Annotated in this window: 18 protein-coding genes and 1 riboswitch; of the genes, 15 read left to right on the top strand and 3 right to left on the bottom strand. The window is 40.4% G+C overall.

Going from position 1 to position 22,235, the window contains the following annotated elements:
• Positions 1–103 precede the first annotated feature (103 nt).
• The 4 genes from aceE to SOI81_RS00780 all read left to right on the top strand — a co-directional run bounded on the left by aceE (position 104) and on the right by SOI81_RS00780 (position 6,042).
• Entirely contained in the window at positions 104–2,821 is a 2,718-nt protein-coding gene (gene aceE, locus SOI81_RS00765; protein ID WP_239976133.1) for a pyruvate dehydrogenase (acetyl-transferring), homodimeric type, read from the top strand.
• Positions 2,822–2,823: 2 nt separating this feature from the next.
• A complete protein-coding gene (gene aceF, locus SOI81_RS00770; RefSeq protein ID WP_320541107.1) occupies positions 2,824–4,809 on the top strand; it encodes a 2-oxo acid dehydrogenase subunit E2 in 1,986 nt (661 codons plus the stop codon).
• 149 nt (positions 4,810–4,958) lie between these two features.
• A complete protein-coding gene (locus SOI81_RS00775) occupies positions 4,959–5,237 on the top strand; it encodes a hypothetical protein (RefSeq protein WP_016142760.1) in 279 nt (92 codons plus the stop codon).
• A 28-nt stretch (positions 5,238–5,265) separates the two neighbouring features.
• Positions 5,266–5,451: riboswitch (yybP-ykoY riboswitch) on the top strand.
• Between the two features lie 15 nt (positions 5,452–5,466).
• On the top strand, positions 5,467–6,042 hold the full coding sequence (locus SOI81_RS00780) for a TMEM165/GDT1 family protein (RefSeq protein WP_125739508.1): 576 nt from the start codon (positions 5,467–5,469) through the stop codon (positions 6,040–6,042).
• Between the two features lie 59 nt (positions 6,043–6,101).
• On the opposite strand, the gene SOI81_RS00785 is transcribed toward SOI81_RS00780, so the two are convergent.
• On the bottom strand, positions 6,102–8,258 hold the full coding sequence (locus tag SOI81_RS00785) for a TonB-dependent siderophore receptor (RefSeq protein WP_239976131.1): 2,157 nt from the start codon (positions 8,256–8,258) through the stop codon (positions 6,102–6,104).
• A gap of 227 nt (positions 8,259–8,485) precedes the next feature.
• Here SOI81_RS00785 and SOI81_RS00790 point away from each other — a divergent pair, with 227 nt between their 5' ends.
• From SOI81_RS00790 to recJ, 6 genes are all read left to right on the top strand, one after another.
• On the top strand, positions 8,486–9,283 hold the full coding sequence (locus tag SOI81_RS00790; protein ID WP_239976130.1) for an MBL fold metallo-hydrolase: 798 nt from the start codon (positions 8,486–8,488) through the stop codon (positions 9,281–9,283).
• 90 nt (positions 9,284–9,373) lie between these two features.
• Positions 9,374–9,739 (top strand): YkgJ family cysteine cluster protein, encoded by a 366-nt coding sequence (locus SOI81_RS00795; RefSeq protein ID WP_239976129.1) that lies wholly within the window; start codon positions 9,374–9,376, stop codon positions 9,737–9,739.
• Between the two features lie 135 nt (positions 9,740–9,874).
• Complete coding sequence (guaB, locus tag SOI81_RS00800) at positions 9,875–11,341, top strand: IMP dehydrogenase (RefSeq protein WP_016142765.1); 1,467 nt, start codon at positions 9,875–9,877, stop codon at positions 11,339–11,341.
• A gap of 149 nt (positions 11,342–11,490) precedes the next feature.
• Positions 11,491–12,828: a phosphoglucosamine mutase gene (gene glmM / locus SOI81_RS00805; protein WP_016142766.1), complete on the top strand. Its 1,338-nt coding sequence runs from the start codon at positions 11,491–11,493 to the stop codon at positions 12,826–12,828.
• A gap of 10 nt (positions 12,829–12,838) precedes the next feature.
• Positions 12,839–13,495: a pyridoxamine 5'-phosphate oxidase gene (gene pdxH, locus SOI81_RS00810; RefSeq protein WP_239966986.1), complete on the top strand. Its 657-nt coding sequence runs from the start codon at positions 12,839–12,841 to the stop codon at positions 13,493–13,495.
• Positions 13,496–15,196, top strand: coding sequence for a single-stranded-DNA-specific exonuclease RecJ (recJ, locus tag SOI81_RS00815; protein WP_262445836.1), 1,701 nt, complete (start codon positions 13,496–13,498; stop codon positions 15,194–15,196).
• A 45-nt stretch (positions 15,197–15,241) separates the two neighbouring features.
• Here the strand turns inward: recJ and SOI81_RS00820 are convergent, their stop codons facing one another.
• Entirely contained in the window at positions 15,242–16,009 is a 768-nt protein-coding gene (locus SOI81_RS00820; protein ID WP_320541108.1) for a putative porin, read from the bottom strand.
• Between the two features lie 392 nt (positions 16,010–16,401).
• On the opposite strand from SOI81_RS00820, the gene prfB reads away from it, so the two are divergent.
• From prfB to SOI81_RS00845, 5 genes are all read left to right on the top strand, one after another.
• Positions 16,402–17,497, top strand: a protein-coding gene (prfB, locus tag SOI81_RS00825) for a peptide chain release factor 2 (RefSeq protein ID WP_155237660.1) whose coding sequence is annotated in 2 segments (ribosomal slippage) — positions 16,402–16,473 and positions 16,475–17,497 — 1,095 coding nt in all. Because the reading frame shifts where the segments join, the coding sequence is not laid out codon by codon here.
• A 221-nt stretch (positions 17,498–17,718) separates the two neighbouring features.
• Positions 17,719–18,021, top strand: coding sequence for an ArsR/SmtB family transcription factor (locus SOI81_RS00830; protein WP_017399836.1), 303 nt, complete (start codon positions 17,719–17,721; stop codon positions 18,019–18,021).
• 28 nt (positions 18,022–18,049) lie between these two features.
• Positions 18,050–19,108: an alkene reductase gene (gene nemA, locus SOI81_RS00835; protein ID WP_320541109.1), complete on the top strand. Its 1,059-nt coding sequence runs from the start codon at positions 18,050–18,052 to the stop codon at positions 19,106–19,108.
• 158 nt (positions 19,109–19,266) lie between these two features.
• Positions 19,267–20,559, top strand: coding sequence for a 3-deoxy-D-manno-octulosonic acid transferase (gene kdtA, locus SOI81_RS00840; RefSeq protein WP_320541110.1), 1,293 nt, complete (start codon positions 19,267–19,269; stop codon positions 20,557–20,559).
• Positions 20,556–21,263, top strand: a complete 708-nt coding sequence (locus tag SOI81_RS00845; protein ID WP_320541111.1) for a 16S rRNA (uracil(1498)-N(3))-methyltransferase — start codon at positions 20,556–20,558, stop codon at positions 21,261–21,263. The genes kdtA and SOI81_RS00845 overlap by 4 nt, the downstream gene beginning before the upstream one ends.
• On the opposite strand, the gene SOI81_RS00850 is transcribed toward SOI81_RS00845, so the two are convergent.
• On the bottom strand, positions 21,243–22,223 hold the full coding sequence (locus tag SOI81_RS00850; protein ID WP_224992157.1) for a mechanosensitive ion channel family protein: 981 nt from the start codon (positions 22,221–22,223) through the stop codon (positions 21,243–21,245). The two genes, SOI81_RS00845 and SOI81_RS00850, sit on opposite strands and share 21 nt — an antisense overlap.
• Between the last annotated feature and the right edge of the window lie 12 nt (positions 22,224–22,235).

Consider the following 22,235-nt stretch of genomic DNA (forward strand, 5'->3'; position numbering starts at 1 on the left):
GAAAATAATAGAGCCCCCTCACATTCACCCGAGGCAATAACTTGAAAGGGGTAAAACGTGGTAAAAATACAAAGTAGATTAGAGAACAAGGAACAGGTGAATTATGGCGTTTTACGGTGACTCCGACGCACAAGAAACCCAAGAATGGCAAGATGCATTCGATTCAGTTTTACAACATATGGGAACTGAACGAGCGGCATTCTTGTTGGAAAAACTTTACCAACAAGCAATTGCTAAGCATGTTCCAATTCAACGTCTCAATACACCTTACTTAAATACAATTTCTGTTGAAGAACAACCTGCAATGCCAGGCGACCAAGATATGGAACGCCGTATTCGTGCATTGATTCGTTGGAATGCCTTAGCAATGGTACTTCGTGCGAATAAAACAGGTGATGATTTAGGTGGACACTTGGCGAGCTTCGCATCAAGTGCAACATTATATGACGTAGGTTTTAACCATTTCTTCCGCGCAAACAGCAATAATTTTGGCGGAGATATGATTTATTACCAAGGACACTGTGCTCCTGGTATTTATGCACGTTCATTCCTTGAAGGACGTTTAACTGAAGAACAGTTAAGCAATTTCCGCCGTGAAGTTGGCGGTAACGGTTTACCAAGCTATCCACATCCATATTTAATGCCTGACTATTGGCAATTCCCAACCGTATCAATGGGTCTTGGTCCAATCATGTCGATTTATCAAGCACACATTCAAAAATATTTGATGAACCGTGGCTTGATCAAAGAAGAAGACCGTAAAGTTTGGGCTTATCTTGGCGATGGTGAGATGGACGAGCCAGAAAGTACTGGTGCGATTTCACTTGCTGGCCGTGAAAAGCTTGACAACCTTATTTGGGTTGTTAACTGTAACTTACAGCGTCTAGATGGTCCTGTACGTGGTAACGGTAAAATCATTCAAGAGTTAGAATCTTTATTCCGTGGCGCGGGCTGGCGTGTAATTAAAGTTGTATGGGGCCGTCATTGGGATCCACTTCTTGCAAAAGACACCTCAGGCGCTTTAAAAGCGGTAATGGAAGAAACAGTTGATGGTGAGTACCAACGCTACCAAGTAAAAGGTGGTGCATATACACGTGAGAAATTCTTTGGCAAGTACCCAGAAGCTGCGGAACTTGTAAAAGATTTAAGCGATGAAGACATCGATAATCTCAACCGTGGTGGTCACGATCCTTACAAAGTTTTTGCTGCATATGCAGAAGCAATGAAAGCCAAAGGTCAACCAACAGTTATTCTTGCGAAAACTGTTAAGGGTTACGGTTTGTCTGAAGAAATTGAAGCGGTGAACAAAACTCACCAAATCAAAAAAATGCAGATCGACTCTTTGAAATATGTACGTGACCGTTTCAACCTTCCATTTACAGACGATAAATTAGAAGAGCTTCCATTCTATCGCCCAAGTGAAAACTCTCCAGAAATGAAGTATATGAAGGCGCGTCGTGAAGCATTAGGTGGCTATCTACCTGCACGTCGTCGTGAGAGTGAAACTTTAGCGATTCCTGAATTATCTGTATTTGATGCTGTATTAAATGGTTCAGGTGGTAAAGAACAATCTACCACTATGGTGATGGTTCGTTTAATTGCTTCTTTACTCAAAGAAAAAGCGATTAAAGACCGCGTAGTACCAATCGTTCCAGATGAAGCACGTACTTTTGGTCTAGAAGGTATGTTCCGTCAGCTCGGTATCTATGCCGCTCACGGTCAAAAATATACCCCAGAAGACCAAGAACAGCTAATGCATTACCGTGAAGCAAGTGACGGTCACATGCTTCAAGAAGGGATTAACGAAGCTGGTGCGATGAGTGCATGGGCTGCGTTGGCAACAAGTTATTCAACCAATAACTTGCCAATGATTCCAATGTACATGTATTACTCAATGTTTGGTTTCCAACGTATTGGTGACATTGCATGGGCAGCTGGTGATGCGCAAGCTCAAGGTTTCTTGTTAGGTGCGACTGCTGGTCGTACAACATTGAATGGTGAAGGTTTACAGCACCAAGATGGTCATTCGCATATCTTGGCGAACACGATTCCAAACTGTGTATCTTATGATCCATGTTTTGGTTATGAGTTGGCTGTAATCGTACATGACGGTTTAAAACGTATGTATGTGAACCAAGAGCGTGTGTTCTACTACTTAACTGTAATGAATGAAAACTACGAGCATCCTGCAATGCCTGAAGATGCTGAGGAAGGCATTAAACGTGGTATGTACTTGTTCGAAAAAGATGAAAAAGCAACTGTCCAATTGCTTGGTTCAGGTGTGATTCTTCGTGAAGTGATCAAGGCAGCGAAAATCTTACGTGATGAATACCAAATCCATTCAAACGTTTGGAGTGTAACAAGCTTCAATGAGTTGTCACGTGATGGTATGGCATGTGAAGAATACAACCGTTTACACCCACTTTCTGAAGAAGTGAAAGAATCATGGGTATCTAAACAGTTACGTGGTACAGAAGGTATCGTTGTTTCAGCAACTGACCATATGCGTGCTTATAGCGAACAAATCCGTGCTTATCTTCCAGATGGTCGTCCATTTGTTGCATTAGGTACAGATGGATATGGTCGTTCAGATACACGTGCTAACTTACGTAGTTTCTTTGGTGTTGATGCTGCACATATCGTTGTTGCTACTTTGAAAAAATTAGCTGATGAAGGTGAAGTAGATGCACGTTTGGTTAAAGACGCAATTTCTAACTTTGAGTTAGATACTGATCGTCCTGTGGCATGGGCTCCTCAAGCGCATCCAGAAGTTCAAGCAGTTGCTGAATATAATGAAACGCAAACAGGTGAGGGGAACTAAGCATGCAAATTAAGACCCCTGATATTGGTGTAGATAAAGCAGTTGTTGCTGAAATTTTAGTAAAAGTTGGCGATAGCATTGCCGAGAATGACAGCCTTGTTTTGCTTGAGTCAGATAAAGCCTCTGTTGAAGTGCCTAGCACTTCAGCAGGTGTGGTAAAAAGCATCTTAATTAAAGAAGGTGATAGCGTTACTGAAGGTACGGTATTGCTTGAACTTGAAGCTGAAGGAGCTGCACCTGCAGCTCAAGCAGAAGAGGCTCCAAAACCTGCACCAGCAGCTGAACAAACTGCAGCGCCAGCAGCGGCACAACAGTCTCCAACTACTGCTCAACCAGCAACTGCAACCACTAGCCAAGTGGTTGAAGTTCAAGTTCCCGATATTGGTGTTGAAAAAGCACTTGTTGGTGAAATTTTAGTAAAAGTTGGTGAGCAAATCGATGTCGAGCAAAGCATCGTTGTGGTTGAGTCTGACAAAGCAACTGTAGAAGTACCAAGCAGTGTTGCGGGTACTGTAGAAAGCATTCAAGTTAAAGAAGGCGATACAGTTAAAGAAGGCGTGGTTCTTATTCAAGTGAAAACAACGTCTGCATCTAGTGCACCGGCTGAACCTGCTCCTACAACAGCAGCTCCGGCGGCTGCACCTGCACCAGCTCAGCAAGAAACTGTAGCATCGACTGCTACTCAATCTGGACCAGTTGATATTAATGTTCCTGATTTGGGTGTAGATAAAGCCGTTGTTGCTGAAATCTTAGTTCAGGTTGGTGACAAGGTTGATGTAGATCAAAGTCTTGTTGTTGTTGAGTCAGATAAAGCCACTGTGGAAGTTCCAAGTACTGTTGCGGGTGTTGTGAAAGCAATTCATTTGCAAGCAGGCCAACAAGTTTCACAAGGTGTATTGCTTGCAACAATTGAAGCTGAAGGCCAAGCACCTGCGGCTGCCCCAGCGGCAAAAGCAGAAGCAGCTCCAGCTCCACAGGCAGCAGCGCCTAAAGCGGCGGCTCCTGCTCCGACTCAAGCAGTATCTGCTCCAGCCTCTTCTGGTAATGATAAATTAACCAAAGAACAAGAAGCTGAAAACGCTAAAGTGTATGCAGGACCTGCTGTGCGTAAGCTTGCTCGTGAGCTAGGTGTAGTTTTATCTCAAGTTAAAACTTCTGGTGAACATGGTCGTGTTGTTAAAGAAGATATCTTTGCATATGTGAAGACTCGTTTAACTGCGCCACAAGCTGCACCAGTTGCTGCGGCTGCACCAGCGGTTTCGGGCTTACCAAAGCTTCCTGACTTTACTGCGTTTGGTGGTGTAGAAGAAAAAGTACTGACGCGTTTGCAGCAAGTATCAATTCCGCAATTGTCGTTGAACAACTTTATTCCACAGGTAACTCAGTTTGACCTTGCTGATATTACTGAGTTAGAAGATTGGCGTAATGAGCTAAAAGGCAACTTCAAAAAAGAAGGTATCAGCCTGACGATTATGGCATTCATTATCAAAGCGGTTGCGCATTTGTTGAAAGAAGAGCGTGAGTTCGCAGGCCATCTATCTGATGACGGTAAATCAGTGCTCTTGCGCAATGAAATCCATATGGGAATTGCGGTAGCAACACCTGATGGTTTAACTGTGCCAGTACTTCGTAACCCAGACCAAAAATCAATTAAGCAAATTGCAGTTGAATTGGGTGTGTTAGGTCAAAAAGCACGTGATAAGAAATTAACACCAAAAGACTTACAAGGTGCGAATTTCACCATTTCAAGTTTGGGCGCAATAGGTGGTACAGCATTTACACCACTTGTGAACTGGCCACAAGTTGCAATTTTAGGTATTTCACCTGCAACAATGCAGCCTGTTTGGAATGGTAAAGACTTTGACCCACGCTTAATGTTGCCATTGTCGTTGTCTTATGACCACCGTGTGATTAATGGTGCAGATGCTGCTCGCTTTACTAATAAACTTACGAAACTGCTTAAAGATATTCGTACTTTATTGATCTAATATTTTGAAATGAATCATTAAAACCTCGCTTCGGCGGGGTTTTTATTTTGATATTTAATTTAATTGATTTTAGGTTAATCTAAAGCCCAGTATTGAATGATCGAGAGAGAGGAGAAATTTCTCGTTATTAAGCAAAGGAGAAATACTAAATGACGGGTTTTTTAAAAATCATGGTACCCATCCTATTGATTGTATTTTTATTGATGGGGGTATGGGTGAGTGTTTTACACTTTCCTTGGGAATGGATGACCTATGTTGCAATGGGTTTGGAAGTGTTTGTGGCCATGCTTATTTTGCCATTTGAATTTCAATCACAGCACGTAACTGGTATTAATAATTTCGGATTTATTAACTTAAGTATTTGTTTAGCTTTGCTATTGGGTTTAGGTCGATTGTTGGTTTGGGCATGGATAAAATTTTTTATTTGAAAAATAGAATTGCTCGAATATAATGAGCACATACTTCATTGGGGAGTAGCCGCTATTCATTTCTGAATGAATAGGTGATGATCAACATAATTGTTCAACAGAACATGGTCATCATAGCTTAAACGTCTCATCGTTTCCGAGTTGGCAAGACCTTTGATTTACCACTCTGCAGATATTTGGCTAGCAGGAGGGGTAGGTCATGGGCATTTATGCTAGCCAGAGAAACGACATGCAAGAATTTCTGATTTCTACCTCAATTGTTGCCCTCGCTGAAATGGGCGATAAAACGCAACTATTGGCCCTTTTACTGTCTGCACGTTTTCGTAAGCCAATCCCTATTCTCATTGCGATTCTTTTAGCAACTCTAATCAACCATGGTATTTCTGCTGTACTTGGACAGTGGATTACAACCGTGCTGAGTCCCGAAATTTTAGTCTGGGTACTTGCAGCTGGCTTTATTGGTATGGCGTTCTGGATGCTTATTCCGGATGAGCTGGATGATGAAACAGCAAGTATTAATAAATGGCAAAAATTTGGTGTTTTTGGTGCAACCTTTATTTTGTTTTTCTTAGCTGAAATTGGTGATAAAACCCAAATTGCAACAGTGGCTTTGGCTGCTCGCTACGACAGCATTTTTTGGGTGATGTTGGGTACAACCTTAGGGATGATGATTGCCAATGCGCCAGCTGTGTTTATTGGTAATAAATTAGCGGAACGTTTATCTATTTCGCTCATTCATAAAATTGGGGCTGTTATTTTCTTAATTGTTGGTATCTCTACTTTGGTACAACATTATTTTTTCTAAGTAATTTTAAACTTGTATAAAAAACGCACTCAATTCGAGTGCGTTTTTTATGGATAATTTTAATAGTTAAATTTCACAGTGAAGTTAATCTGACGTGGATTGCCTAGAGTTACCATATTTTCATTTAAGGCACCTGCGTAATAATCTTTATCGAATAAATTACGGATTGCAAGTTGAGCACCCCAGTGTCCTGCATCGTAGCCAGCTTCTGTATCAAATACGGTATAATCAGGAATATGGACATCTAGCTTATCCATAGTTTTATATGTTTCGCCTCGGAATCCACCACCAACATACCAACCAATTTTTGATGCAGGGTCGAACTTATAACGAGCAGACAGGCTGTAAGCATGCTCAGGAATGTTATCTAGTGCTTTGCCGACATTGCTTGAGTTCGCATCTTTACTAATTTCAGCATCAATGGTGTAAGTATAGGTTGCCGTTAATTTTAAGCCATCTAATACATCTGCATTTAACTCAGTCTCAATACCACGAGTTAATTGTTCACCGCGCTGTATTTTGAAAGTAGTATCTGTAGGGTCGTTGACTAAAACATTTTGACGTTTTAAATCATACCAAGCAATGCTGCCTTGTATTCGCTGATCAGGACTTTGTAATTTCATGCCGACTTCAACCTGTTTTCCTTCTTCAGGTTTGAATGGATTGTTATTTACATCAGTACCACTGTTAGGTGTAAATGAAGTGGCATAGCTGACATAAGGAGCAACAATGTCATTAAGGGTATACATGACAGAGGCGCTACCCGTAAATGCATTGTCTGATTGTTTACTAGCACTACTTGTAACTAAGCTTGTGCTTTGGGTTTGTGTCCAGTCTTGGCGTCCAGACAAGCTTAAAAGCCATTGGTCATTGAGTTGAATGCGATCACGTAAATAAAGCCCTAAATATTTGAGACGGTTGATGTCACGAACATTTTGCGTCAATTTCACATTTTGATCGTAAACAGGGTTATAAATATTTAAATCGCCAATGTCGTATTTATCATTGGTGTAATCACTTTTTTCCTGAAAAGCATCTACTCCAATATTAACGTCGTGTTGCATACCATATAAATCAAACTGTTTATTTAAACGGTTATCGATGGTAAAGCTCAAATTATCAATAACTTGATGGCGGCTATTGTTTTTACGGCTAATGGTTGTGTAGTCGATTTCACCTTGTTTGTTTTTTGCCCAGAAATTTGTGCCTGTACGAGCAAAAACCGCTTTACCATCCACTTCGGTTTTTTGCACGGCAAAATTCTGGTTAAAGTTCCAACCGTTATCAAAAGCGTGTTTAAAGGTATAACCTGTACGGTAAACATCTGCCTCATATTTACCGAAGTTAGGATCGCCAATATATAAACTTCGGTCTATAGCGCCGTTAGGATTATCTTTTAATGTACCAATGACGGGTAGACCCTGTTGACGAATGTATTCGCGGTGCTGATAACTTGCGATGACAGAGAGGTCAGTATTATCTCCTAAGTCAAAATTGTAAGAAGGCGAGATATAGTAATTTTTAAAATACACATAATCTGTCGGGTCATCTTGGTCAGAGATGCGGCCATTTAAACGAAAAGCACCTTTTTCACTATTATTTGGACTATAGTTTAAATCGAATGTACCTTCTTTTAAGTTATAGCTGCCATAAGTCATGCTAGCACGCGCAAAGTTTTCTGCTTCAGGTCGTTTAGTGACTAAATTCACCATGCCGCCTGGTGCAACCAAACCGAAATTAATAGAGGCAGGGCCTTTTAAGACTTGGACCTGATCCATGCCTGATAGTTCAGTGGCAACATAAGTATTTTGTCCAACTCTTAAACCATCTATATAAACTGAATCGGAAGAGGTCTGGCCTCGAATAACAAAATCATCCCAACCACGGCGACCAAGTTTCCCAGCACCCACTCCTGCAACGCCTTCAATTGCATCTGCAAGTGTCTTTGCTTGTTTCTGGTCAAGCTGCTCGCGGGTCACTACTGAAACCGACTGAGCAGTTTTAAATAAGGGCGCATCTGATTTTAAAATAGAGTTAGCTTTCGTTGCGACATAAGGTGAAGAGCTTTCTTTTTGTGCTTGAACAGAAATTGTGGGTAGGACATTGGTTGAATTTCCTTGTTCTGTTATTTGTTCAGCGTGACTTGCTGTCATCGAAGTAAAAATAGCAACTGCTAACAATGTTTTTGAAGTCGAAAAACGGAAGGGTTGAGTCATGGGAGGCCTAAACAGCACAAAAAGTAAATTTGATAATGAGAATTATTTTAATTTATTGCGAGTTAATTTTAAATAACATTATGATTCATTTCTAAAATAAGAAAATCCAAACCCATTTTAAAATATTATGAGAAAAATCAAATAATTCATTGCAAGAATTACATAATCCCATTATTTTATTATGGATATAAAAATATCTAATACTTAAAGTTTTTTTGGGGAATTATATGGGGTTTGAAAAAACAACGTCGCAGATATTATTTGATAATGGCGTACATAAATGTATTAGTTTTACCAGTTTGGTCAAAGGGGAAGGTATCCAAGCCAATCAATTTTTAATTATTGACCATGAACGAGCTGCTGTAATCGACCCAGGTGGTGATTTGACCTATGTTCCATTAACGATGGAATTAAATAAATATACACGTTTGAAAAATTTGGACTATGTGATGGCTTCGCATCAGGATCCGGACATTATTACTTCAATGCCGCGCTGGTTAGTCTATACCGATGCTAAAGTCGTGGCGTCAAAATTATGGGCACGATTTTTACCGCATCTAAATTCCTCATTTATGAGTGAGCGTATGAAAGGTAATTGGGAGGACCGTCTTATTGAATTGCCTGACTGTGGCCAAGTGATTCAATTGGGCGAGTCAAAGCTTGTGGTGGTTCCTGCACATTTTCTACATTCGGTGGGTAATTTCCAGTTTTATGATCCAATCGCTAAAATTTTATTTTCGGGTGATATGGGAGCATCTATTGTTGAGGATGCTAATCAACCTTTAAAAGATTTCGATACACATATCATGAAAATGAAAGCCTTTCACCAACGTTATATGTGCTCCAATAAAGTTATACGTTTATGGGTCAATATGGTCCGGCAGATGGATATTGAAATGATTGTTCCACAGCATGGCAGCCCGTTTATGGGTAAACAAATGGTTAAGCAATTTTTAGACTGGATTGAAACATTACCTTGTGGTGTTGATTTAATGACGGAACAAATTTTTAGCTGTCCAACATAAAAATGATATTGGATATATTGAGTCTCATTTAAATTTTTTTTAGGATTTTGCGTCACAGAAAAATTTTTGATGACGAGAATTTGAATAAAAATGTTATCTCAAGTTGCGACTCCAGATGAGTGCCTGCGCTGTGGGGCGTGTTGTGCACATTTTCGGGTTTCATTTTATTGGGCTGAGGCCGAGTCAATGGGCGAACATCTAGTTGAACCTTTGACACCTGTCTATTCATGTATGCGTGGAACCAATCAGCCTGAGCCACGATGTCAGGCTTTGACGGGGGAAATTGGTAAAGAGGTGGGTTGTTCTATTTATGCAGTGCGTAGTTCTACCTGTAGAGAAGTGCAGATTGCTGATGAGCAATGTAATAAGGCTCGTTTAGCGCATCAGCTTATTCCTCTTATTCAAGTTAGCCCGGCAGATTCAGAGAATGATCAAGACTATGATCAGGTGAGTTAAATATCAGCTAACTTGATAATAAGTGAGAAATATTTAGAGTAGGTGGATATCTATTGCTGAAAAAGGCAAAGATTATATGAAAATTGCATCGAAATTTGTTTATAATAGCTCACGGAATTTACCAGTGAGATTGTTATGCTGACCATCGTTCAAGAAGCGCTAACCTTCGATGATGTCTTATTACTTCCTGCCTACTCTACTGTTCTCCCAAAAGATGTCTCTTTAAAGACACGTTTAACTCGCGGCATTCATTTAAATATCCCATTAGTTTCAGCAGCAATGGATACAGTGACTGAGTCACGTATGGCGATTGCAATGTCACAAAATGGTGGTATCGGGATTTTGCACAAAAACATGGATATTGCTGCTCAAGCTGCAGAAGTACGCCGTGTTAAGAAATTCGAAGCGGGTATGGTGAAAGATCCTATCACTGTAACGCCTGAAACTACAGTACGTGAACTGATTGCAATTACCAATGCTAATAACATTAGCGGTGTACCTGTTGTGAAAGACGGCAAGGTTGTTGGTATTGTGACAGGCCGTGATACGCGTTTTGAAACTAATTTAGAACAGCCAGTTAGTAACATCATGACAGGTCAAGATCGCTTGGTGACTGTGCGTGAAGGCGAATCTAAAGAAAATATTCAAGCATTATTGCAAAAGCATCGCATTGAAAAAGTCTTAGTCGTTGGTGAAAACAACGAACTTAAAGGCCTAATTACAGTAACTGATTTCCGTAAAGCTGAGAGTTATCCAAACAGTTGTAAAGATGATCTTGGTCGTCTACGTGTTGGTGCTGCGGTAGGTACAGGCGTTGAGACTCCAAGTCGTGTGGAAGCATTAGTTGAAGCTGGTGTAGACGTTATTGTTGTTGATACAGCACACGGTCACTCAGCTGGTGTAATTGAACGTGTACGTTGGGTAAAACAAAACTTCCCTCAAGTACAAGTGATTGGCGGTAATATCGCAACTGGTGATGCTGCATTAGCATTATTAGATGCAGGCGCAGATGCTGTAAAAGTTGGTATTGGCCCTGGTTCTATCTGTACCACACGTATTGTGGCGGGTATTGGTATGCCACAGATTTCTGCGATTGACAGCGTTGCTAATGCACTAAAAGATCAAATTCCTTTAATTGCAGATGGCGGTATCCGCTTCTCTGGCGATATGGCAAAAGCGATCGGTGCGGGTGCAAGTACGATCATGGTGGGTTCACTTCTAGCGGGTACTGAAGAAGCACCTGGCGAGGTTGAGTTTTTCCAAGGCCGTTATTACAAAGCATATCGTGGTATGGGTTCATTAGGCGCAATGGCGGGAGCTACAGGTTCTGCTGACCGTTATTTCCAAGACTCAAAAGCGGGTGCTGAAAAGTTAGTACCAGAAGGCATTGAAGGCCGTGTTCCATATAAAGGCCCAATGGGTAATATCGTTCATCAAATGATGGGTGGTTTACGTTCATCGATGGGTTATACAGGTTCATCGGTAATTGAAGATCTTCGTCAAAATGCGAAATTTGTGAAAATTACTTCAGCGGGTATGTCTGAGTCACATGTTCACGATGTAACGATTACTAAAGAAGCTCCAAACTATCGTGTTGGTTAGATTTTGGTAACCAAAACAATCAAGAAAGCCGTCATTACACTGACGGCTTTTTGTTTTTGGTGTAAAGTAAATCTGACGAAAAGAAATATGGCGGAATTGCCATATATGAAGTAAGCCACGGTTGAAGTGGCGTAAGAATGAGATAAGCTATGAGTTATTTTGGAACGGATGGTATTCGTGGAAAATTTGGGCAAATGCCTATTACTCCAGAGTTTGCTTTAAAACTCGGTTTTGCTGCAGGGAAGGTATTAAAACGAACGAGTCCGAAAAATAAGCCACTCGTTGTATTAGGAAAAGACACTCGTTTATCTGGTTATATTTTAGAGTCTGCTTTACAGGCAGGTTTGAACGCTGCTGGCGTGTATGTTCATTTACTTGGTCCATTACCAACACCAGCAATTGCACACCTTACCCGTGCTTTACATGCCCATGCAGGTATTGTTATCTCTGCATCGCATAACCCATATTTTGATAATGGTATTAAATTTTTCTCAAGCGAAGGCAAAAAATTACCAGATTCGTTGCAAGAAGAAATTAACCTTGAATTAGAAAAAGATTTATTAATTGAGGATACTGCAAACTTAGGTAAAAGTGTTCGCGTAACTGATGCAAACGGTCGCTATATCGAATTTTGTAAATCTACTTTCCCTTACCACTTTGACTTAAATAATTTAAAGATCGTATTGGACTGTGCTCATGGTGCTGCATATAGTGTTGGACCTTCAGTTTTTCGTGAGTTAGGAGCAAAAGTTGTTGCTTTATATAATGAGCCAGATGGCCTAAATATTAATGAAGGTTGTGGCTCAACTCACCCTGAAAACCTACAAAAAGCAGTAGTTGAACATCAAGCAGATTTAGGGATTGCTTTTGACGGCGATGCTGACCGTGTCGTGATGGTCGATAAGTTTGGTAACTTAATTGATGGCGACCATATTTTATATATTTTAGCGACTCAAGCTCAGAAAAAACCAGCAGGTGTTGTTGGTACTGTCATGAGTAATATGGCACTTGAGGTTGCACTTGAAAAAGCGAATGTTGGCTTTGTACGTGCTAAGGTTGGTGACCGATATGTACTACAAGCTTTAGAAGAAAACGGCTGGGTAACAGGTGGTGAGCCTTCTGGTCATATTCTAACTTTAGACAAGAGTACGACAGGTGATGCGATTATTGCAGCACTTCAAGTTTTAACCGTGATGGTCGAGCAAAATAAAGCTCTTCATGAATTGGTTCAAGACTTTAAACTATTCCCGCAAATTCTTGTGAATGTACGTTTAGAACAAATGCTTGATCCGTATTCAATTCCGGCATTGGTTACTGAATTTGATAAAGCAGAAGAACAACTTAAAGGCCGTGGTCGTATTTTGATTCGTAAATCAGGAACTGAGCCTGTGATTCGTGTCATGGTTGAAGGTGATAACGAGCAAGAAGTGAATGCTTTGGCTGAGCACTTGGCAAATGCGGTTCGTTCACAAGCACAAGTTGCGTAAGGTGCATGACATGAGTGATGTCATTAAAGATTTAAGTGAATTACGCTTAAGTTATGAACAAGGAGAGCTGCATGAGGGGCAGGTTGAATCTAATCCTCATCAGCAGTTTCTAGGTTGGTTTAACCATGCTTTAGCAGCGAATTTACATGAACCCTATGCAATGTCATTAGCAACAGCAGGCGCGAATGGCAGACCCCATGTTCGAACAGTTTTGTTACGGGGGGCCACAGAAGCTGGGTATGATTTTTATACTAACTATGACAGTCAAAAAGGTATAGATTTGGCAGAAAACCCATATGCCGAATTATTATTTTATTGGCCAAGTCTAGAGCGTCAGGTGAGAGTTGGTGGTCGTGTAGTTAAAATTGCTGAGCAAGAATCTACAGATTATTATCTTAAACGGCCCCGTGATAGCCAGATTGCAGCACATATCAGTACTCCACAAAGTGGTAAAATCGAAAGCCGAGAGCTGTTACAGCAACGCTTTCAAGACTTACAACAGCAAGTCGAAAGTCGTGAAGTGCTTGATAAGCCAGAGTTCTGGGGAGGCTATCGTTTGCAACCAGATTATTATGAATTCTGGCAGGGAAGACCAAATCGTTTACATGACCGCTTAAGTTATGAAAAAATCGATGATCAATGGACGCTGCACCGACTGATGCCTTAAATGACAAAAATACAAATCAAACAAAGACCTTTATTAACACGCCCTGAACAGTTTCAGGGCGTGCCTCCGTTTATTGCTGAAATTTTAGCAAGACGTGGAGTGAAATCTGAACAGGAATTAGAGTTAAAACTTAAGAACTTATTAGCTCCACAGCTCAAGGGACTAGAAACCGCTGTGGCATTAATAGATCAAGCCATTGATGAGCAGAAAAAAATTGTTATTGTCGGTGATTATGATGCCGATGGTGCAACCAGCACAGCATTAATGGTATTGGTGCTTCGCGATATGGGAGCACAAGTCGACTATTTGGTTCCAGACCGATTTAAATACGGTTATGGACTTACCCCTGCAATTGCAGAACTTGCACATCAAACATATCAGCCTGACCTACTGATTACTGTTGATAATGGTATTTCCAGTCATACTGGTGTGGATGCCGCGCATGCGCTAGGCATGCAAGTTATTATTACCGATCATCATTTAACGACCAAAGAAACGCCTCTGGCAGAAGCAGTGGTAAATCCTAACCAGTTAGGTTGTGAGTTTCCAAGTAAAGCGCTTGCAGGTGTTGGAGTTGCATTTTATGTGCTGGCTAATTTAGCGAGTTTACGTAGTAAACAAGGTAAAAGTACGAGTAAAGTCACTCAATATTTAGATTTGGTTGCTTTGGGAACTTATGCCGATGTTGCTGTCCTAGATTATAACAACCGCATTTTGGTCGATGCAGGCGTGAAGCGCATTCAGCAACATCAATGCCGAGTTGGAATATTAGCACTGTTAGATATTGCTGGCCGTGAGGCTTCATCTTTGCGTGCACAAGATTTAGGTTTTGTTTTAGGTCCGCGTATTAACGCTGCTGGACGCATGGAGAGCATGCGCATTGGGATCGAATGCTTGTTGGCAGACTCTATGGAAACTGCCTATCCGATCGCGAGACAATTAAATCAATTAAATATTGAGCGGCGTCAAATCGAAGGGGAGATGAAGCAACAAGCCTTATCTGCTTTAGATAGCTTGCAGCTTTCAAAGGAAGATATTCCTCCAGCTCTTGTACTCTTCGAAGAAAATTGGCATCAAGGTGTGATTGGAATTGTAGCAGGGCGTTTAAAAGAACAGTTTCATCGTCCCACTATTGTGTTTGCACCAGATGAAGACGGTATCCATATTAAGGGGTCTGCACGTTCAATTGACGGTGTACATATAAGAGATACGATTGAACAGGTTGCGGAGCAACATCCAGAACTGGTTAGCCATTTTGGCGGTCATGCAGCAGCGGCTGGTTTAACCATACGTAAAGAAAACTTTGAGGCTTTTAAAACAGCATTTACCAATTGCATTGCAGAAATGGAAGAATCTTTGTTTCAAGCAACTCTCTGGACGGATGGAGAACTGCCTGCTTCTGCCTTACAACTCGATACTTTAGACTGGATAGAACAGCTAGGGCCATGGGGGCAAAAATTCCCTTTTCCGCAATTTGAAGGGTATTTTAAAGTTGTTGATTATCGTTGGCTTAAAGAAGCACATCTCAAACTTAGATTGGCACTAGATCAATATGTTTTTGATGCGATTGCTTTTAATGCCGCAGGCAAATTTGAATTTAACCCTATGCAAGATGAAGTTCATTTGGTCTATGAAATAGACCGAAATGCATTTAATGGTAATGTAAATTTGCAATTGCGCATCATACATTTGAACCAATAAAAAAATCCGCTCAATTGAGCGGATTTTTTATGACTTTAGGCTTGATTAGAAGCGGTATGCTGCACGAACACCATAAGTCTTGTCGTTATCACCGAATCCAACACGACCTTCAACACTTACTTGCTGATTTAAGAATTTTTTAGCATTGATACCAAATTCATCTTTATCAGTTAAGTCGTTGTTGTAGTAATCTGCACCAACACTTAAAGTTTTGTCGATGTAGTAGTCGCCACGAACTTTATATTCGTCTAGGTCACCAAACGCACCATAAGCTTCAAGATTTACGTCATGTTGACCTACTTGAGTTACGTATTTAGCACGTACTGTTGGATCAGCACCGTCTTTACCGTCTTTTTCGTCGTAACCTTTAACACCTAGAGCAAGTAATAAACCAGGAGCTGGTAAATAACCTACTTCAGCTGCATAAGTCGTTACTTTACGGTCAATATTAGTGTTATCAATTTCACGTTCAGTTCTACCTACATCACCGCTAAGGTAGAAATCTGAGTTAGGAACGTAGTATTCAACACCTACGCCATATTGAGTATCTTTTGTACCGCTGTTATCGCCATAGTTGATAAGGGCGTTAACGTTACTTGCGCGGCTTAAGAATGCTGCTTCGGCAAGTGGAGCATTACGAGTTTGAACAGGATTAAAGTAATAAGTCCCGTCAACACCGAATTTACTTACGCTGCTACCGTTGTCTGGATCAAGATAATTGTAAGAACCACCAACTTCAGCTTGGTAAGCGTTTGCTGTGCCACTTACTGCAAGAGCAGATAAAAGAGCTGATGCAATTGCTAGTTTTTTCATGGAATCTCTCCCCTCTAAAAAGCGATTTTATAAATGTTTTGTTACAACTTTAAGTCTAGACGAAAAAGCTTGATCGTCAATCTTACTCAAGTAACCGTACTGTAACCGTGTGCTATTTATGTAAAGTAATTTAATTTAACCAATTGATTTTAAAATATAAAAACATAATGTTTTATTTTATTAAAATTGAGGATATTTTGTGTAGATCATAAAAAATGCTGTAAAAGTACCCAATTTTGTATGAGGATGTTACCAATTAAACTTAAAATAAAATGAAGGATGTTTAGAATTTAAATGTGTGAAATATGAGGAGAAATATAAAGCAGGTTCGTAGATAACCGCAGCTATGCTAAAATAATTGACTGTTTATCTGCTTTTATGGGAACACTCGCGTGGAAATTAATCCTTATCTAAACCAATTGAAAGACTTAACTGATCGTAGCCAAACACTACGGGGGTATCTTTGACTACGATCTGAAAAAAGAACGTTTAGAAGAAGTTTTACGTGAGTTAGAAGATCCTGCGATCTGGAACGATCAAAGCCGTGCTCAGGCAATGGCGAAAGAAAAGGGCGAACTAGAAAACGTTATTAATGTATTGGATGGCTTATCTACACAGCTTGACGATGCAAAAGCAATGTTGGATTTGGCTGTAGAAGCTGACGATGAGAGCTTGCTTGAGGATGTTCAATCAGAGCTTGGTGCGGCTGAAGATGAACTGGCTAAACTCGAATTCCGTCGTATGTTTAGCAACCCTATGGACCCGAATCCTTGTTATGTAGAGATTCAATCAGGTTCAGGTGGTACCGAAGCACAAGATTGGGCATCTATGCTATTACGTATGTATATGCGCTGGATTGAACGTCATGGCTTTAAAGCAGAACTTATGGAAGTGTCTGATGGCGATGTCGCTGGTATTAAATCAGCAACTATACGTGTTGAAGGTGAATATGCCTACGGTTGGTTACGCACAGAGTCAGGCGTACACCGTTTAGTCCGTAAATCACCATTTGATAGTGGTAACCGCCGTCATACTTCATTCTCTGCGGTATTTATTTCACCAGAAGTTGATGACAATATTGAAATTGATATTAATCCTTCTGATGTTCGTACTGATACCTACCGTGCATCGGGTGCAGGTGGTCAGCATATTAACAAAACTGACTCTGCTGTACGTTTGACTCACATTCCAACAGGTATTGTGGTGGCGTGTCAGAACCAACGTTCGCAACATGCTAACCGTGACCACGCATGGAAACAGTTACGTGCGCGTTTGTATGAATTAGAAATGCAAAAACGTAATGAAGCGGCTCAAGCTCTAGAAGACTCGAAGTCTGATATTGGTTGGGGAAGCCAAATTCGTTCATATGTATTAGATGATTCTCGTATTAAAGATTTACGCACAGGTGTAGAAAACTCTAATACAGGTGCTGTTCTTGATGGTGACCTTGATCGTTTTATCGAAGCGAGTTTAAAGCAAGGTTTATAAGAGTCTGCTGAACTTTTGGTTTAAATACAGTTCATCTATGAATATGTAGAACTCTTGGATTTTTAGCGATTAAAACGGCAAAGCAGTTCAGCCTTCGAATGTTAATCGAAAAAATGCGATATGAATATCGAAAAAAATAGATATGAATATCGTAAAAATGCGATATTATGTTTTCGAAATGCTGAACAAAGCTTTGTTCGTTTAAAAGACGTGTTGAGCCTATGGATATTGATGCAATTAGCAAAGCCCTTTCCAATCCTCTTCGTCGGCAAATTTTGCAATGGTTAAAAGAACCTGCACATTATTTACCGATTGAAGAATGTGGTGGTAGTTTTGAGAAGGGTGTTTGCGCAGGTCATATTGAACGCTTGGGTAAAGTAGCTCAGTCTACGATGTCTAATCATTTGTCTGTATTACAACAGGCGGGGCTTATTCAGGTCCAAAAATATGGTCAATGGTCTTATTTTTCACGTAACGAAGCTTTGATTCAGCAATATATCGAACATTTAAAACAAACACTTTAAATTATTAAAAGTGTAAGTCGAGGCGATTATGGCTGAACTCAATACTCCTTTAACGATTGGTGATTTTGAAATCAAGAATCGATTGGTCATGGCTCCATTAACGCGTGCGCGTAGTGGTGAAAGCCGAGTACCGAATGATTTAATGGTTGAATACTATCAACAACGTGCAAATGCTGGTCTAATTTTGACTGAAGCAACAGTAATTGGTTCAAAAACTGTGGGTTATGCAGATACCCCGGGGTTATGGTCAGAAGAGCAAGCACAAGCTTGGAATAAAATTATTGAGGCTGTTCATGCTCAAGATTCTAAAATTGTAGTTCAACTTTGGCATGTAGGCCGTATTTCGCATCCTGAGCTTTTAGATGGTGATATTCCTGTTGCGCCAAGCGCGATTCAACCTGCGGGTGAAGTGAGCCTATTACGCCCTAAACGCCCGTATGTAAAACCGCGTGCGCTTTCATTAGAAGAAGTGAAAGAGGTGGTCGCTCAATATAAACATTCAGCAGAATTAGCTAAAGCAGCTGGTTTTGATGGTGTTGAGTTACACGCTGCAAATGGTTACTTAATTGACCAGTTCCTTCAAAGTAATACCAACCAACGTGATGACGAATACGGTGGTCCTGTTGAAAACCGTGCACGTTTATTATTAGAAGTGGTTGATGCATTTATTGAAGTGTGGGGCGCTGGCCGAGTAGGTGTACATATTGCACCACGTGGTGATTCACACGATATGGGTGATGAAAACCCGTTAGCAACGTTTGGCTATGTGGTTGAACAGCTTAACCAACGTAATGTAGCTTTCATTTTCTCTCGTGAATATGAAGCTGCTGACAGTATTAGCCCTAAACTCCGCGAAAAATTTAATGGTGTATGGATTGCCAATGAGAACCTCACACCAGAGTCAGCAAAACGTATCTTGCGTGAAGATCAGGCAGATGCTGTATCTTTTGGTAAGGCATATATTGCTAACCCAGATCTTTTACAGCGTTTAGAGCAAGATTTGCCACTAAACGAGCTTCAACCAACAACTTTATATGCGAAAGGTGCTGAAGGTTATACAGACTATCCAACACTAGAAGCTTCATAAGATTCTTTGAAATGATGTTTTGCTGACTTCATCCATTTCTGAATTCAGTAAATCGCTTTTCTTGTAATGGTAGAGTTTAGGTATCGAAACTCTGCCATTTTTTCTATCTATGTTATATTTTCCCCAGTTTAAAACTTTGATGATTTGAGGCAAACCGCTTGGCGACCCCTTTTTGGTACAACACCGCACTCCATTTATTAAAACCTTTTTACCACTGGCGGATAAAAAAACGTGCAGAAAGCCAGGAACTATATCATCAGGAATGTCTGGAAAGATTTGGGCCGTTTGAAACTCCGAAAAATGTGAGAGCAATTTGGTTCCATGCTGTTTCGGTTGGAGAAACCAATGCTGCACAGCCTTTAATCGAGCATTATCTTAAACTTGGCCAGCCTGTATTAGTGACCAACACAACGAAAACAGGACAGGCACGTGCCAAATCATTATTTTTAAAAGCGCCTTATTTAGATTTATTTCAAGCAGTTTATTTGCCTGTTGACCAAAAACATCTTTTAAAACAATTTTTTGAGTTGTACCAGCCAAAACTTTTAGCATTGGTTGAAACTGAGCTTTGGCCAAATTTAATTGATCAAGCCAAATTACAACAGGTTCCTTGTTTATTATTAAATGCGCGATTATCAGAAAAATCAGCTAAAGGTTATAGCCGCGTTTCAGGTCTAACAGCAGGAATGCTGAAACAAATTGACTGGGTATTGGCACAAGATAATGCGACTCGCCAACGCTATGTCGAGCTTGGCTTAGATCAACAAAAAAGTCAGGTAGTTGGAAATATTAAATTTGATATTCATGCACCCGAAGCTTTTATAAATCAGGCTGAGCAATTACAACAACAATGGTATTTGGGACAGCGTAAAGTCCTAACAATTGCCAGTACACATGCACCCGAAGAACAACAAATTCTAGAAGCGCTTGCACCCTATTTAAAGTCAGATCCTGATTTAGTTTGTATTGTCGTACCTCGACATCCTGAACGTTTCGATGAAGTCTTTGAAATTTCCAAAAATTTAGATCTCGTCACTCATCGTAGAAGTATGAATCATAGTATTCATGCCAGTACACAGGTTTATCTGGCGGATAGCATGGGTGAGCTTTGGTTATGGTACGCCTTAAGTCAGGTGTGTTTCGTGGGTGGATCGCTTAATGAACCGGGTGGTGGGCATAATATTTTAGAGCCTATGGTTTTAAATGTGCCGACAGTGATCGGGCCTCGTTACTTTAATTTCCAAACTATTGTTGATGAATTCATTGATGAAAATGGAGTGCTCATTGCCCAAGATGCTGAGCAAGTCGTAGCAATCTGGATGGCATGTTTAGCTGAACCTGATCAGACTCAACAAGTGGTTGAGCAGGCGCATAAAGTCTTGCAGCGTAACCAAGGTTCATTACAGAAACATATTGGTGTAATTAATCGGTATTTGGCCGAAAAATCATGAATATCGTTTTGCTAGAACCTGAAGATGTTCAGTCAGAGTTGTGGTCAGTCCGCTCAAAGCGCCAATTACAGCATTTACGTGAACATCTTGATATTACGGTCGGCCAAAATTTAAAAGTTGGCATTCGTAATGGTGCTCGTTATATCACTGAAATTGTTTCGATTAATGAGCATGAAGTTTGTATACGTCCTATTAATGCAGAAGCTGTACCTGCAAAACTTCCGGTTCATTTAATCGTAGCTTTACCAAGGCCCAAAGTTTTACGCCGTCTAATTATGGACAGTGTGACTCTAGGTGTTGAAAGAATTAGTTTGATTCATAGCTATCGCGTAGATAAAAGCTATTGGCAAACACCATTTTTACAACAACTCGATCACTATGTGACTTTAGGTCTTGAGCAGGCAGGGGATACGATTGTTCCTGAAATTCAGATGTATAAACGCTTTAAACCTTTTGTTGAAGATGTTTTGCCAAGCTTAATTTCAAAGGAAAGCCCCGCTTATGTGGCTCATCCTTATGCCGAGCAAAGTATGCCATTCAATATTCCACATGCGTGTAGCGTAATCGTGGGACCTGAAGGCGGCTTTATTCCTTATGAAGTTGATTTGCTCACAAAAAACGGCTGCCAAGCTGTGAGCTTAGGCAACCGTATTTTAAGAACTGAAACGTCTATTTCTTATATTTTAGGTCGTCTCTTTAGTTGATGTTTCTGGGGTTAAAAGTGGCTGGTTGGCAGCCATTTTTAATTCCTGAATTGGGTAAGGAATATTAATATCGTTGTCATTGAAAGCTTGTTTTACTTGAGCTTGAATTGTACTGATAGATGACGACATATCTGTTTCAGTGGTATCAACCCACCAACGTACAGTCAGGTTAACCGAGAAATCTGCCAAAGCTGTAACGTTAACCGAGAAAGCCGGTTGACTGAGTACATTTCGGTCATTATTAAGAATATCTAAAATGATCTGCTTGGCTTTTTGTTCGTCGTCATCATATCCAATTCCGACTACAAACTCGCAGCGTCGTTGTTGATAAGCTGTATTTACAGTTAATGCACTCGTATAAACAGTGGCATTTGGAATAACGATACGGCGTCCATCTGGTGAGCGTAAGAATGTTGCACGAATTTGAATATCTTCAACAGTTCCTTCAAGTGAATTCACCACGATTGAATCGCCGATACGGAATGGTTCACTTAATAAAATCAAAATACCTGAGAGCAGGTTTTGAAAAATATCTTTAAATGCGAAACCAATTGCAACCGAACCAATCCCAAGTGCACTCATGAGTTGTCCCGGCGTAAACCCTGGAATCATGATAACGAGTGCAATTAAAAATCCAAAAAATAAAATTGTTGTACTACCGACACGGTTTAAAACAAGAACCAGATTTTGGCGCGTGTAAGAGCGATTTTCTAAGGTTTTACGAACAAAGAATTTAAATAATTTGGTGAGTAGCCAAAAAATAACAAAGACGATAATCGCAATACAAATATAAGGCACACGCTCCCAGAAGCTATCCACGATTTTATCAATAGTGGTATAGGCATCATGATACTTTTCAGTATGGGCTAAAACCGTTTGAGTGGTTTTAGTACCTGCTTCTTGCAAAAGTTCGCCTGTATTTTTTGCAACATCCGTTAAGGAGTTTTGTTCATCAGCCACGACAAGTCTCTA

The sequence above is a fragment of the Acinetobacter pittii genome, from assembly GCF_034067285.1.
Lineage (GTDB): Bacteria > Pseudomonadota > Gammaproteobacteria > Pseudomonadales > Moraxellaceae > Acinetobacter > Acinetobacter pittii_E.

Coding starts and splice junctions, on each gene's coding strand:
- SOI81_RS00785 (WP_239976131.1), bottom strand. CDS start 8,258: ATGACTCAACCCTTCCGTTTTTCGACTTCAAAAACATTGTTAGCAGTT.
- nemA (WP_320541109.1), top strand. CDS start 18,050: ATGGCTGAACTCAATACTCCTTTAACGATTGGTGATTTTGAAATCAAG.
- pdxH (WP_239966986.1), top strand. CDS start 12,839: ATGAGTGATGTCATTAAAGATTTAAGTGAATTACGCTTAAGTTATGAA.
- SOI81_RS00830 (WP_017399836.1), top strand. CDS start 17,719: ATGGATATTGATGCAATTAGCAAAGCCCTTTCCAATCCTCTTCGTCGG.
- SOI81_RS00790 (WP_239976130.1), top strand. CDS start 8,486: ATGGGGTTTGAAAAAACAACGTCGCAGATATTATTTGATAATGGCGTA.
- SOI81_RS00780 (WP_125739508.1), top strand. CDS start 5,467: ATGCAAGAATTTCTGATTTCTACCTCAATTGTTGCCCTCGCTGAAATG.
- SOI81_RS00795 (WP_239976129.1), top strand. CDS start 9,374: ATGTTATCTCAAGTTGCGACTCCAGATGAGTGCCTGCGCTGTGGGGCG.
- recJ (WP_262445836.1), top strand. CDS start 13,496: ATGACAAAAATACAAATCAAACAAAGACCTTTATTAACACGCCCTGAA.
- aceF (WP_320541107.1), top strand. CDS start 2,824: ATGCAAATTAAGACCCCTGATATTGGTGTAGATAAAGCAGTTGTTGCT.
- SOI81_RS00845 (WP_320541111.1), top strand. CDS start 20,556: ATGAATATCGTTTTGCTAGAACCTGAAGATGTTCAGTCAGAGTTGTGG.
- guaB (WP_016142765.1), top strand. CDS start 9,875: ATGCTGACCATCGTTCAAGAAGCGCTAACCTTCGATGATGTCTTATTA.
- glmM (WP_016142766.1), top strand. CDS start 11,491: ATGAGTTATTTTGGAACGGATGGTATTCGTGGAAAATTTGGGCAAATG.
- aceE (WP_239976133.1), top strand. CDS start 104: ATGGCGTTTTACGGTGACTCCGACGCACAAGAAACCCAAGAATGGCAA.
- SOI81_RS00820 (WP_320541108.1), bottom strand. CDS start 16,009: ATGAAAAAACTAGCAATTGCATCAGCTCTTTTATCTGCTCTTGCAGTA.
- SOI81_RS00775 (WP_016142760.1), top strand. CDS start 4,959: ATGACGGGTTTTTTAAAAATCATGGTACCCATCCTATTGATTGTATTT.